This is a genomic window from Enterococcus sp. DIV1337a (genome assembly GCF_051712285.1).
Classification (GTDB): Bacteria; Bacillota; Bacilli; order Lactobacillales; family Enterococcaceae; genus Enterococcus; species Enterococcus faecalis.
This window is the reverse complement of the sequence record NZ_JBIOOP010000001.1, coordinates 139,181-152,805: the sequence shown is the minus strand read 5'-3', so window position 1 is coordinate 152,805 and position 13,625 is coordinate 139,181. Positions and strand designations below refer to the sequence as shown.

Here is a 13,625-nt window from a genome sequence, read left to right as displayed (position 1 = left end):
CAGCTTTTGATTCTTTTTTATAACGAATCGCTTGTTTTGATTAACAAATAAAGAAAATAAGGCGCACCGATGATCGCAACAATAATCCCTGCAGGCATTTCTCCATTGCCAGGCAATAGCCGACCAATCGTATCACTAACCAATAAAAGTAAACTCCCAAACAACGCCGCCAATGGCAATACCTGTTTTTGTTGCGTAAAACCACATTTGCGAGCAATATGTGGCGCAAGTAAACCTAAAAAATTAATTCCCCCTGTAACGGAAATCGCTGAAGCCGCCAACATCACCGCTAATAGCAACGAAACGATTCGTTCTTTTTTCACAGCAATACCTACAGACATAGCTGTTTCGTCCCCTAATTGTAAAATATCCAACAGACGATGACGCTTCATCGCAAAAAAGAACCCGATGACTAGCCAAGGCAACAAAGCGCCCACAAAGAACCAATTACTGCCCCAGATACTGCCTGCTTGCCACATTGTAACAAAACGGTACTTTTCAGTGTCAATTTTTGATGTAATTAATAAGGTGAGTGCTGAAATACCCGTACTCAAAATGACACCCGCTAAGACCATTCGAACTGGGGTCAATCCTAAACGATGATGATACGCGATTACCAAAATCCCAACAGCCGCTAGCAAGCCGCCAACTAAGGCCACGAGCGGAAGTGCAAACGTCGTGATACTTGTCGTTTCAATAAAACTAATAAACAAAATCACTGCCAAACCCGCACCCGCATTAATGCCTAAAATCCCAGTATCTGCTAACGGATTTCGAGTAATTCCTTGAAGAATAGCGCCGCTTAAGCCTAAAGCTGCGCCCGCTAGGACCGCAAGCACAATCCGTGGTAACCGAAAATCCCAAACTAACAGTTGTTTGGCCTGACTTCCCTGTCCCAAAAGAAGGGCTTTTAAATCTATGAAGGAAACAGATAATTCCCCTTGCGTTAAACTGATACAAGCAGTTAGGATAATCCCAACTATTAAGATAGCCACCCAACGGGACACTTTTTTCTGTGTCATCCTAGTTGCCCTCCTTTACGAAATAAATAAAGAAAGAATGGGATGCCAATTAAGGCCGTGATAATCCCAAATGGTGTTTCAAAAGGCGGATTCACCATTCGAGCGATTAAATCTGCCACCAAAACGAGGAGTGCACCGCCTAACGCCGAGAACGGAATCAAGCGACGGTAATTTTCTCCAGAAACTGTTCGCATCACATGAGGCACCATCAAGCCAACAAAACTGACCGAGCCAACCAGCGCCACAGACAATCCTGATAAAAGCAAAATCGTTATACTGGCGAACAACCGAATACGCTGCGGATTTCGCCCCAAACCAATTGTTGCATCATCGCCAAACCGTAAAATAGTCACCGACGGACTAATCAGAATTGCTAATGCAAATGCACCCAGAAAGATCGGGACGACTATTTTTAATTGTGCCCAAGAAATAACGCTGACACCGCCAAGAAACCAAAACGTTAACTCTTGACTCAAATTGAACTGAATGGCTAAGAATTGACTAAATGATAAAAAAAGGGCACTAATACCAGCTCCCACCAAGGTCAGACGCATGGGGCTTGCTCCTCGAATTGAATGATTAGAAAGATAATAAATCAGTGCTACACTCACGCCGGCGCCAAGAAAAGAAACAACTAAAAGCCACCCATAACTTGCCTGAGGGAGGAATGCAAAAACAAGCGCTAAGCCCAAGCCAGCCCCAGCATTGATACCCAGCAAGCCAGAATCTGCCAATGGGTTTTGCGTAATCCCTTGCGCTAACGCCCCACTCACCGCTAAACTTGCTCCCACAAAAGCGGCTCCTAAAATCCGCGGCAACCGAACCGTTTGAATGACTTGATGTGCTTGATTGGTCGCATCAAAGTGCGTAAATGATTCAATAATCGTGTGAATCGAAACCGACGTCGCACCAAACATCAGCGACAGAAGCATTGTCCCCATTAGCAAAAAAAGACAGACAAGTAACACTTGCCATTGGTGTCTATAAAATCCGCTTATGCCTTTCATCCATCCAGCTCCATTTCCATCAACTCATAAGAAAGCACTAGTGGCCGCTGTGTCTGACTATGATAACTAATTTCTGCTTGAATAGCGAAAACATCTGCTAAGCCAGTAACAGTAATCACTTCTTGCGGTGTTCCCTCATTGATAATCTTTCCCTCTTTCATCGCAATCACACGATCAGAAAAACGAGAAGCTAAATTAATATCATGAATCGTCATCACGATGGTTTTCTGATGTTCTTGATTAATTCGTTTTAACACATTTAAAATTTCTAGCTGATGCGCTGGATCCAAATAGGTGGTTGGTTCATCTAAAATTAAAATATCTGTATCCTGCACTAGCGCCATAGCAATCCAAACCCGTTGCTGTTGTCCACCTGATAAAATTGCCACAGACTCTCTAGCTAACTCAGTTAAGCCTGTTAATTCTAATGCCCATTGTATGTACTCTTGATCTTCTGTGGTGACGCTTTTCCAGCCCGATTGATATGGATACCGCCCGAAAGAGACGAGGTCAAAAACAGATAAATCGATTGTATTTTCTGGCGTTTGTGATAAAATCGCTAGTTCTTGCGCCACTTCTTTTGAAGAAAAATGTTGAAGTTCTTGGTTCTTAATGAACACCTTGCCTTTCTCGGCTGGCAAAATGCGCGCAAGTGTTTTTAACAAGGTCGATTTGCCACAACCATTTGGTCCAATAATACTTGTAATAGTTCCCGCTTCAAATGAACAGTTCAGCGCTTCACTAATCACTTGACGACCATATCCTGTAGTTAAGTCCTCTGCCTCTAAATAATTCATAACCATTCCTCTTTAATTTTTCTGTCGTTATTTTACATTTATTGAGAATCGTTCTCACTCATTGTTCCTTGATTATAAAAGACCCTTCCTTAAAAAGCAATGTTTCTTCCAATCAAAAAAACGAATTATCTAAAAAATGCAACTTATTTGCTCAAAAAAGCAAGCGCTGATTGACAAACGGTCGTTTTTAACTGATAATGAGAATCGTTATCAACTAAAAATAAAGGAGTTACACAATGAAACTTTTAAAAAAGACGGTCCTAATTGGTACCACCCTTCTTCTTGGTTCATTCTTACTCGCAGCTTGTGGTAACACGAATAAAGAAGCCAACAACGCTGACAAAACACATGAAGTAACAGATACCTTAGGCAATAAAGTAACCGTCCCCGCGAAACCCAAACGGATTATTGCGAGCTATTTAGAAGATTATCTAGTTGCATTAGGAGAAAAACCAGTGGCACAATGGACAGTTGGACAAGGCAGCATTCAAGATTATTTAGCGAAAGAATTGAAAGATGTCCCCACTATTTCCTATGACTTGCCATATGAAGCGGTTCTAAAATTTGAACCTGACTTATTATTAATCAGTTCATCTGCTCTAGTTGAAGGCGGTAAATACAAAGAATACAGCAAAATTGCGCCAACTTATGTAGTCAAAAACGGCGAAAATGTCACCTGGCGTGATCAATTGGAAGATATTGCCACTGTTTTAGATAAAAAAGAACAAGCGAAAAAAGTGGTAGAAGATTATAATACCTTAACCAAAGGCGTCCAAGAAGACCTTGGAAAAAAGGATGCTGGCAAATCTGCGGCAGTCTTATGGGTAACCAACAACCAAGTCTTTATGGTTAGCAATAATCGCTCAAGCGGAACCGTGCTCTATCAGGATTTAGGTCTCCAAGTTCCAAAATTAGTGGAAGAAATTTCTAAAAATGCTACTGCAGATTGGAATCAAGTTTCTTTAGAAAAATTAGCTGAGCTTGACGCAGACCATATTTTCCTTGTAAATAGTGATGAATCAGCACCTCTTTTCCAAGAAGCAATTTGGAAGAACTTACCTGCTGTGAAAAATAACCAAGTTCATACCTATGATAAAAAAAGTAGTTGGTTATACAACGGACCTATTGCGAATACCCAAATTGTTGAAGATGTAAAAAAAGCGCTCTTAAATTAAAAAAATGCTTGGATGATTGTTTTCATCCAAGCATTTTTTTAATTAGCAATTGCCGTTTCTAAACCAACTTCAATCATTTCATTAAACGTCGTTTGGCGTTCTTCTGCCGTTGTTTCTTCACCTGTCACCAAGCTATCACTCACCGTCATAATCGCCAATGCTTCTACATCAAATTTTGCTGCTAAATAATATAACATTGCCGCTTCCATTTCAATCGCTAATACCCCGTATCGACCTAAACGAAAGACATCATCTAAGCTATCTTTGTAAAAAACATCATCTGACAATACGTTACCAACATGGGTAGTAAAGCCTTTTGCTTTGGCAATTTCGTAAGATTTGAGTAAAAGATCAAAGCTCGCAATTTGCGGAAAATCATATTTAGGAAAATCATTGCGAATCGCGGAAGAAGGTGTCGCTGCTGCTTGTGCGATAACTAATTCACGAACGTTGACTTTTTCTGAAATAGAACCACACGTACCAACACGAATTAACTTCTTCACATCGTAAGAGTTAATTAACTCATGGGCATAAATACCTGCTGAAGGCATCCCCATCCCTGTCCCTTGAACCGAAACACGCTGTCCCTTATACGTTCCTGTATAACCTAACATCCCACGAACTTGATTATAGCAGACAGGATTCTCTAAAAAAGTTTCCGCAATATATTTTGCTCGGAGGGGATCCCCTGGTAGTAAAATTTTATCGGCAATTTCACCTGGTTTTGCTTCGATATGCACACTCATTCTGATTTACTCCTTTTTTATAAAGCTGCTAGTGTTGCTTTCACTAACTCTTTGAATTGTCCTTTAACGCGTTCAGTTGTTTCAACTACTTCTGCATGATTTAAGCTACTTTGCATACCAGCTGCTAAATTCGTAATACAAGAGATGCCTAATACTTTCATGCCACTATGCACAGCTACGATGACCTCCGAAACAGTTGACATCCCAACTGCATCTGCACCCAACGTCCGTGACATCCGAATTTCTGCAGGCGTTTCATATGTTGGACCAGAAAAGCCCATATACACGCCTTCTTTTAAATCAATATTTTGTTCCGCAGCCACTTTTTTTGCCACTTCCCGATATTCTTGCGTGTAAGCATGACTCATATCTGGAAAACGCGGCCCGATTTCTTCATCATTTTCACCAATTAACGGATTATCGCCTGTAAAATTAATGTGGTCATTGATTAACATCAAATTCCCCGGTGTATATGTTTCATTTACGCCACCAGCTGCGTTGGTTACAATCATTGAATGAATGCCTAAAGCAGCCATCACACGAACGGGATAAGTGACCGTTTGCATCGAATGTCCTTCATAATAATGAAAACGTCCTTGCATCGCCAAAACTTTTTTTCCAGAAAGCGTTCCGTAAACTAATTGTCCAGCATGTCCAACGACTGTTGAAACAGAAAAATGGGGAATTTCAGAGAAAGGAATAGCAATCGCATCGGTTATTTCATTGGCTAATTCACCTAACCCAGAACCTAAGATTAGACCGAAGTCTGCTTGTTGTACCCCTTTTTCTTTCAAAAACTCAGTTGTTTCGTTTAAATGATTCGTTAACGTTGTCATGTGTTGCCTCCTCGAATTATTGTAATTGATTTAAAAAGCTTTGCCCGTTTTCCGTTGCAGGAACTTCAAAGTTTTCAGCAATCGTTGCTGAAATATCTGAATAAAATCCTTGTGGCAGGCTGCCTTGTTTTGTCATTTTTTTACTATAAGCCAATAAAGGCACATATTCACGTGTGTGGTCTGTTCCTGGGAAAGTTGGGTCATTCCCATGATCTGCTGTAATTAAAAGTAAATCATCTTCGGCCATAGCTGCCATAATCTCTGGCAAACGACCATCAAAATCTTCGATAGCTTTTGCATAGCCCTTTACATCACGACGGTGGCCATACAGCGCATCGAAATCCACTAAGTTAGTAAAACTTAAACCTGTAAAATCTTTGTTCATGACTGTTAATAATTGATCCACCCCATCCATATTGCTCTTCGTGCGGATAGCTTCAGTAATTCCTTGTCCATTAAAGATGTCGTTAATTTTCCCAACAGCGATCACATCATTGCCATTTTCTTTCAACGAATCTAAAACAGTATGGCCAAAAGGATCTAAAGCATAGTCATGACGGTTACTGGTTCGAGTGAAATTACCTGGTTCGCCAACATACGGGCGGGCGATAATCCGCCCAATCATATAAGGTTCGTCTTTCGTAATGTCACGAACATATTGACAAATTTTATACAATTCTTCTAATGGAATAATGTCTTCATGCGCCGCAATTTGTAAAACAGGGTCTGCTGAAGTATAAACGATTAAATCCCCTGTTTTCATTTGATGTTCGCCATAATCATCAATGACTGCTGTCCCGCTATATGGTTTGTTACAAACAACTTTTCGCCCAGAAAAATCTTCAATTTGTTTCAGCAACTCTTCAGGAAAGCCGTTTGGAAATACCCGAAAAGGTTTTTTGATGTTCAAACCCATAATTTCCCAGTGACCGGTCATAGTATCTTTTCCAACAGAAATTTCTTCTAATTTGGTGGCATAGCCATCGTGGTCTGCCACTGCTTTAACACCTGTTAAAGGAGCAATAGTTCCCAATCCAAGTTTTTCTAAATGAGGAATGGTTAGTCCCGCTTCTTTGGCAATATGACCCAGTGTATCACTGCCGACATCTCCAAATTTTTCAGCATCTGGTGCTTCACCAATACCGACTGAATCTAGTACGATTAAATGAACACGTTTAAACACACTTGCTTCCTCCTCTAAGGTCGTAAATACGTCAAGAATGACAATTATTTTACGCTAGCCTTTTAAATAGTCTCGAGAATCAAACAGAATAATCTATTTATTCTCAGCTCTTCAATTATACCATGAATCCGCTATTATTGCCTGAAAGAGCATTAAAATTTTCACTGCTTCCTTCGATTTTAGCGGTGCTTAAAGGTCGCTAATAGAGGTGTCTCTTCACACTCTTCTTTTTAAGCTATTTGCTTAATTATCTTTAAGAAAAAAGACCTTCGTCAATTTATGACGAAGGTCTTTTTTCTTATTTCGTTTTGACGTAATTTTTCCCGTTCGCTTTTGGTCCCGATGATTTTCCGAAGAACACAACTAGGACTAAAATGGTCAATACGTATGGTGCTGCTTGTAGATAAACTTTTGGAATTTCTGAAATAATTGGTAGGTTTTCCCCAGCAATACTTAAGTTTTGTGCAAAGCCAAAGAATAAGGCTGCGCCCATTGCCCCAAGTGGATTCCATTTACCAAAGATCATTGCGGCCATTGAAATAAACCCTTGTCCTGCAATTGTGGTAATCCCAAAACGACCCGCAATACTTTGAGCAAAGACAGCTCCGCCCATACCGCCTAAGAAGCCGGATAACAAGACGCCAGAATAACGCATTAAGTAGACATTAATCCCTAATGTATCTGCCGCTTGTGGATGTTCCCCCACAGAACGTAACCGTAAGCCAAAACGTGTTTTATAAATGACAAACCAAGCTAAAATCGCAATCAAAATTGCTACGAAAGCTGGCAAAGAGGTTTTCGCAAAGAATAGTTCACCAATCACTGGAATTTTTGACAATCCTGGGAAAGAAAAATAACCAAATGATTGTGTAATCATATCTGTTTGTCCTTTTTGATAAATAACTTTTACTAGGAAAACCCCTAGCGCCGGTGCCATCAAGTTAATGACAGTACCACTGATAATATGATCTGCTCGTAAGTTAATGGTTGCAACAGCATGTAAGAGAGAAAAGACAATCCCGACAAGGCCTCCTACTAAACAAGCAATCCATGGTGTGGCTGCGCCAAATGTATCAGCAAACGTCAAGTTAAAAATGACCGAACTGAAAGCGCCCATTACCATAATACCTTCCAAACCAACATTAACCACACCACTTCGTTCTGAGAACGTTCCGCCTAATGCTGTCAAGATGAGCGGAGTTGCATACACTAATGTTTGCGTGATGATTGAGGAAATTGTTGCTAAATCCATTAGATGTCTCCCCCCTCTTGATTGTTTTTGTCTGGCGCCGCTTCAATTGTTTCTACAATCGCTACTTCTTTTTTACTACCAGACGCTTTTGCTAACAAGAAACGAATTAAATAACTAATTCCCACAAAGAAAATAATCGCTGCAATAACAACATCAACTAATTCGGTTGGTACACCAGCTATCAACGGCATTCCTTGTCCACCAAGTTTTAACATTCCAAACAGTAATGCGGAAAGTAAAATCCCGATTGAGCTACCTGCTCCTAATAGAGACACGGCCATACCATCGAACCCAATGCTCAACGATGTGTTTTGAATAAAGAAGTTTTGGAAAGTCCCCAATCCTTGGACCGCACCACCTAAACCAGCCAGTGTTCCTGAAATCATCATGGATAAAATAATTGTTCGCTTGCTGCTCATTCCAGCATATTCAGAAGCAAATGGGTTTAACCCCACCGACCGAATTTCAAAACCAAGCGTTGTTTTTTTCATCAAGAACCACACAAGAATAAGGAAAATGAAGGCCAAGAAAATGCCGATGTTCAAACGAGAGCCATCACTGATACTTGTTAAAAACGGTGAGCGTAATGAAGCATTTGCACCAATCATTTTGGTGATCCCTTTGTTCGCCATAATACTTGGTTTCATGACATTATTAGCAATATGATTTCCTGTGTACAATAAAATATAATTCAACATAATCGTAACAATAACTTCACTCGTCCCAAAATAGGCACGCAAGAAACCTGGAATGGCTGCTGCTAAAGCTCCTGCAACCGCGCCAACAATAATCGCCACCGGCAACGCAATCATCCGAGGAGCATCAGGCATGGATAAAGCGACCCAAATACTAGCCACCCAACCACATAAGGCTTGTCCAGAAAGCCCGATATTAAAGAATCCAGCCGAATTTGCCACCGAGAATCCTAAAGCGGTAAAAATCAACGGTGCTGCGGTGACAAAAATCTCACCAATACTTTTCTTTCCTTGGAAAGCTGTTTCAAACATCGCTTGATACCCAGCCACTGGGTCATAGCCAAAGATAACCATAATAATTGCCCCTAAGAGGAAACCCATAATAACAGATAATACAGGGACTAAAATATTTCTTATTTTTTCAGAACGATTATTCAACAGTTTCACCTGCCTCTACTTTTGATAACTCAGCACGGGCTTCTTCCAATGAGTAGCCAGCCATTAACAAGCCCAATTCATTTTCTGTCGTTTCTTTCGGATCAACAATTCCGACAATTTCCCCCGCATGAATAACAGCGATACGATCAGAAACGTTTAAAATTTCATCTAATTCAAAACTTACTAATAAAACAGCTTTATTTTTATCTCTTTGTTCAATTAGTCGACGATGAATGTATTCAATAGCTCCGACATCTAAACCGCGTGTTGGTTGAGAAACAATCAACAAATCTGGATCGCGGTCAACTTCTCGGGCAATAATCGCTTTTTGCTGATTCCCACCTGAAAGCGCCCGAGCTGGTACTAATTCATTAGGAGTCCGTACATCGTATTCTTCAATTAATTCACGGGCGTGTTTGTTAATCATTCGATAGTTTAAAATACCTGTTGAACTGTATGGTTTTTGGTAATACGTTTGTAGGCCAATATTTTCAGCCAATGTCATCTCTAATACCAAGCCATATTTATGTCGGTCTTCAGGAACGTGGGCGACACCCATTTCCGTAATTTCCCGAGGTTTGCGATTAGTAATCTCTTTTTCATTCAAATGAATGGAGCCTTTTTCGACTTTGGTTAATCCTGCTAAGGCTTGGATTAATTCTGTTTGTCCATTGCCATCAATCCCCGCAATCCCAACAACTTCCCCTGCTCGGACATCTAAGCTAAGATTTTTCACTGCATCTAAGCCGCGGCTTTCTTTCACTACTAAATCTTTAATTGATAAAATTGTTTCTTTCGGTTGCGCTGGTTTTTTCTCTGTTTTGAAGGAAACAGAACGACCCACCATCATATCGGCTAACTGTTGCGAAGAAACGTCTTTCACATTGACGGTGCCAATACTTTGCCCCCGGCGAATAACCGTACAACGGTCCGCCACTTTTTTAATTTCATCTAACTTATGTGTAATTAAAATGATCGATTTGCCTTCATCGGTTAGTTCTTTCAAAATAATCATTAATTCATCAATTTCTTGTGGCGTTAATACTGCGGTTGGTTCGTCAAAAATTAAAACGTTCGCACCACGATATAAGGTCTTTAAAATTTCAACCCGTTGTTGCATACCCACAGAAATATCGCGAATATAGGCATTGGGATTTACATCCAACCCGTATTGCTTAGACACTTCTTCAATCTCTTTTTTCGCTTTTTTCCGGTCTAAAATACCGCCATGGGTAGGTTCACTACCTAAGATAATATTTTCAGTCACAGTAAAGGCTTCAACTAACATAAAATGCTGATGGACCATTCCGATTCCTAAACGATTGGCTGCAGTAGGACTTGTAATGTTGACTTTTTCGCCATTCATATAAATCTCACCTGAGGTCGGTTCCAATAGCCCTGATAAGATATTCATCAAGGTCGACTTGCCTGCACCATTTTCACCTAGCAGTGCGTGGATTTCACCAGGTTTTACTTGTAAATCAATTTGGTCGTTGGCTTTGAACGTCCCAAATTCTTTGGTGATTTTACGCATCTCAATTACGTTTTCTTCTTGAGACAAGGTCTATTCACTTCCTAACAAAATTATATTGGCAATACTTTAGAGGGTAATTTTGACCCTTAACTAAGTAGTTGAAGAACCTCAACTATTTAGTTAAAAATCCAAACATCATAAAGGGGTTCCTTGGCAGCCGTCGCTGCCAAGGACCACTTTATTTTTAGAAGGAACAATAATGATCCCTTCTTTTTTCTTTTAGGAGCTTAAATTATTCTGGTTTTTCTGGGACTTTTACGTCACCTGAGATTACTTTATCTTTTGCTGTTTTAACAGCTTCTTTTGTTTTGTCGTTTAAATAGCCGTCTGTTAAGTCAACGCCACCATCTTTTAATCCATAAACTAAATGTTCGCCACCAGGGAATTTGTCTTCTAATGCACGGTTGGCAATATCTTGAACCGCTGTGCCGACACCTTTAAGCGTTGAAGTTAACGTGAAGTTGTCTTCTTTGCCGTCTTTTGTTTTGTACTTACCATCAGCATCTTGATCGCGGTCAACACCGATTACCCAAACTTTGTCGCCAGAACCTGATTCATTCAAGTCTTTTGCTTCTTGGAAGACTCCTTGTCCAGTCGCACCAGAAGCATGGAAGATGATATCAACGCCGTTTTGGTACATTGCAGCAGCTAAAGCTTTCCCTTTGGCAGGATCAGCAAATGAAGCCGCATATTTTGTATCAACAGTAATTTCTTTACCTAATTCTTTCGCAGCATCAGCCACACCTTTTTCAAAACCAGCTTGGAAACGGTCAATTACGACCCCTTCTTCACCACCAACAAAACCGACTTTGTTCGTTTTTGTTTCGTTCGCAGCGGCAACACCGGCTAAATAAGCTGCTTCATTATCTCTAAATGTTGCAGAAACGACATTCTTTTTGCCATCGATTTGATCATCGATTAAAACAAAGTTTGTATCAGGGTTGGCATCTGCTGCAGAAGAAATTGCATCTTTTAGCAAGTAGCCAATACCAAAGATTGTGTTGAATTTACTTGATACCGCTTGGTCAATATTGGTTGTATAGTCAGCTGCATCATTCGATTGAATATATGCATACCCTTTTGAACCTTCTGGTAAATCATGTTCTTTACCCCAAGCTTGCAATCCTTCCCAAGAAGATTGGTTGAACGACTTGTCATCCACGCCGCCTGTATCTGTAATGATTACAGCACTATGCGCTGCATCCCCTTTGCCACCGCCGCTTTCAGCAGTTTTGCCTTTGCCACCACCACATGCTGCAAGTGAAACTGATAAACCTAATGCAATCAAACTAAAACCGAATAATTTTGCTTTTTTCATTTCTGTAAAGCCTCCTAAAAATAGTTTAATGTATTTAAACAACTAAGTTGTTTCTAAGGTTGGTCTGGAACTTTTACGTCACCAGAGATGATTTGTTCTTTGGCTTCTTTAACTGCCGTTTTGGCTTGATCGCTTAGGGCTTCTGTTGTTAAATCAACACCGCCATCTTTCAATCCATAAGTTAAATGTTCGCCGCCAGGGAATTTATCTTCTAAGGCAAGATCAGAGATTTTTTTCACAGCAATATTTACACCTTTAATAGTTGAAGCTAACGTTAAGTTATCATCCTTGCCATCTTTGGTTGTATATTTACCGTCTTCGTTTTGGTCACGGTCAACACCAATCACCCAAACTTTACCTTTTGAACCTGTTTCATTTAGCGCTTTGGCTTCTTGGAAGATTCCTTGTCCTGTAGTCGCCGCTGCGTGATAAATAATGTCGGCACCTGCTTGATACATAGAAGAAGCTAAGGCCCGTCCTTTTGAAGCGTCTGCAAATGTCCCTGCATAAGTAGACGTAATTTGAATATCTTTGCCTAATTTTTTGCCAGCGTCTGCTACACCTTTTTCAAAACCAGCTTGGAAACGGCCAATAACAGGTCCTTCTACCCCACCGATAAATCCTACTTTGTTGGTTTTTGTAGTGTTGGCTGCTGCTACACCTGCTAAATACGCAGATTCATTATCTCTAAACGTTGCAGAAGCGACGTTGTTTTTCCCGTTAACTGTATCGTCGATCAGAACGAAATTCGTTTCTGGGTTGGCGTCCGCTGCATCTACTACTGCATTTTTTAGTAAATAGCCAATGCCAAAAATCGTTTTAAATTGACTTGAAATGGCTTGGTCAATGTTTGATGTATAATCAGATGCTTCATTTGATTGAATATACGCATACCCTTGAGGTCCTTCTGGAAGTTTGTGCTCTTTGCCCCACTCTTGCATTCCTTCCCACGCAGATTGGTTAAAAGATTTGTCATCAATACCGGCTGTATCTGTGACCATTACGACACTATGTTGTGGATCACCTTTTGTATTGGCGTTCTTTTTGCTATTGCCGCCACATGCAGCTAACCCAATGGTTAAGGCAACTGCCGCTAATCCTAGACCTAAAAATTTTACTTGTTTCACTTTCCGAAAAGCCCCCTACTATTTTATCTATTATTTCATTCGCATTTATGCTATTGAAATCTACTTTGAGCCCAACGAAACCTTATGTCCTTTTTTTAAAAATCTTTATCTGTAAATGAATAGGGCAATAATGCCGCAACTGTCATTGTTTTGGTCGCGCCATCTTTGCCAACTAACGTGACCGGCATTTGTGGATCAAAGAATTCAGCCATTACTTGACGACAAGCGCCACATGGAGAAATGGGTGCCTCTGTATTACCTGCTACCACTAAATGTTGAAAGCTCCGTTCATCTTCTGAAATGGCTTTAAAAATCGCCGTTCTTTCTGCACAATTTGTTAAACCAAAGGAGGCATTTTCAATGTTGACTCCTTGATACATTTTCCCGTCTGCAGTCACTAAGCAAGCGCCCACGGGAAAGTTAGAATACGGTACATAGGCGTGTGCCAATGCTTCTCCGGCACAATCAAGCCATTCTTGTTTTACTGTCATCTTT

Annotated in this window: 13 protein-coding genes; 1 reads left to right on the top strand and 12 read right to left on the bottom strand. The window is 40.4% G+C overall.

Going from position 1 to position 13,625, the window contains the following annotated elements; translation table 11 throughout:
• Positions 1-17 precede the first annotated feature (17 nt).
• From IGL49_RS00675 to IGL49_RS00665, 3 genes are read right to left on the bottom strand one after another with little or no spacing between them, the layout of a single operon-like run.
• On the bottom strand, positions 18-1,022 hold the full coding sequence (locus tag IGL49_RS00675) for a FecCD family ABC transporter permease (protein ID WP_104855111.1): 1,005 nt from the start codon (positions 1,020-1,022) through the stop codon (positions 18-20).
• The gene (locus IGL49_RS00670; protein WP_104855110.1) at positions 1,019-2,029 is read right to left on the bottom strand and encodes a FecCD family ABC transporter permease; all 1,011 of its coding nucleotides are present in this window, start codon (positions 2,027-2,029) and stop codon (positions 1,019-1,021) included. Before IGL49_RS00670 ends, IGL49_RS00675 begins: the two co-directional genes overlap by 4 nt.
• Entirely contained in the window at positions 2,026-2,832 is an 807-nt protein-coding gene (locus tag IGL49_RS00665) for an ABC transporter ATP-binding protein (protein WP_164982944.1), read from the bottom strand. Before IGL49_RS00665 ends, IGL49_RS00670 begins: the two co-directional genes overlap by 4 nt.
• A gap of 230 nt (positions 2,833-3,062) precedes the next feature.
• Between IGL49_RS00665 and IGL49_RS00660 the strand changes: the two genes are divergently transcribed.
• Positions 3,063-4,001, top strand: coding sequence for an iron-hydroxamate ABC transporter substrate-binding protein (locus IGL49_RS00660; RefSeq protein ID WP_104855108.1), 939 nt, complete (start codon positions 3,063-3,065; stop codon positions 3,999-4,001).
• 38 nt (positions 4,002-4,039) lie between these two features.
• On the opposite strand, the gene deoD is transcribed toward IGL49_RS00660, so the two are convergent.
• The 9 genes from deoD to IGL49_RS00615 form a co-directional block, all read right to left on the bottom strand.
• Positions 4,040-4,747, bottom strand: a complete 708-nt coding sequence (gene deoD / locus IGL49_RS00655; protein WP_002359338.1) for a purine-nucleoside phosphorylase — start codon at positions 4,745-4,747, stop codon at positions 4,040-4,042.
• A gap of 17 nt (positions 4,748-4,764) precedes the next feature.
• Entirely contained in the window at positions 4,765-5,583 is an 819-nt protein-coding gene (locus IGL49_RS00650) for a purine-nucleoside phosphorylase (RefSeq protein WP_104854630.1), read from the bottom strand.
• Between the two features lie 16 nt (positions 5,584-5,599).
• Positions 5,600-6,766: a phosphopentomutase gene (deoB, locus tag IGL49_RS00645; RefSeq protein WP_002356179.1), complete on the bottom strand. Its 1,167-nt coding sequence runs from the start codon at positions 6,764-6,766 to the stop codon at positions 5,600-5,602.
• A gap of 298 nt (positions 6,767-7,064) precedes the next feature.
• Positions 7,065-8,018 (bottom strand): ABC transporter permease, encoded by a 954-nt coding sequence (locus IGL49_RS00640; protein ID WP_104854631.1) that lies wholly within the window; start codon positions 8,016-8,018, stop codon positions 7,065-7,067.
• Positions 8,018-9,151: an ABC transporter permease gene (locus tag IGL49_RS00635; protein WP_002356171.1), complete on the bottom strand. Its 1,134-nt coding sequence runs from the start codon at positions 9,149-9,151 to the stop codon at positions 8,018-8,020. Before IGL49_RS00635 ends, IGL49_RS00640 begins: the two co-directional genes overlap by 1 nt.
• Positions 9,144-10,712, bottom strand: a complete 1,569-nt coding sequence (locus tag IGL49_RS00630; protein WP_002383844.1) for an ABC transporter ATP-binding protein — start codon at positions 10,710-10,712, stop codon at positions 9,144-9,146. Before IGL49_RS00630 ends, IGL49_RS00635 begins: the two co-directional genes overlap by 8 nt.
• A 205-nt stretch (positions 10,713-10,917) precedes the next feature.
• Complete coding sequence (locus IGL49_RS00625; protein ID WP_002356169.1) at positions 10,918-12,003, bottom strand: BMP family lipoprotein; 1,086 nt, start codon at positions 12,001-12,003, stop codon at positions 10,918-10,920.
• Positions 12,004-12,056: 53 nt separating this feature from the next.
• Positions 12,057-13,130, bottom strand: a complete 1,074-nt coding sequence (locus IGL49_RS00620) for a BMP family lipoprotein (RefSeq protein WP_104854632.1) — start codon at positions 13,128-13,130, stop codon at positions 12,057-12,059.
• Positions 13,131-13,225: 95 nt separating this feature from the next.
• On the bottom strand, positions 13,226-13,621 hold the full coding sequence (locus tag IGL49_RS00615; protein WP_104854633.1) for a cytidine deaminase: 396 nt from the start codon (positions 13,619-13,621) through the stop codon (positions 13,226-13,228).
• Positions 13,622-13,625 lie beyond the last annotated feature (4 nt).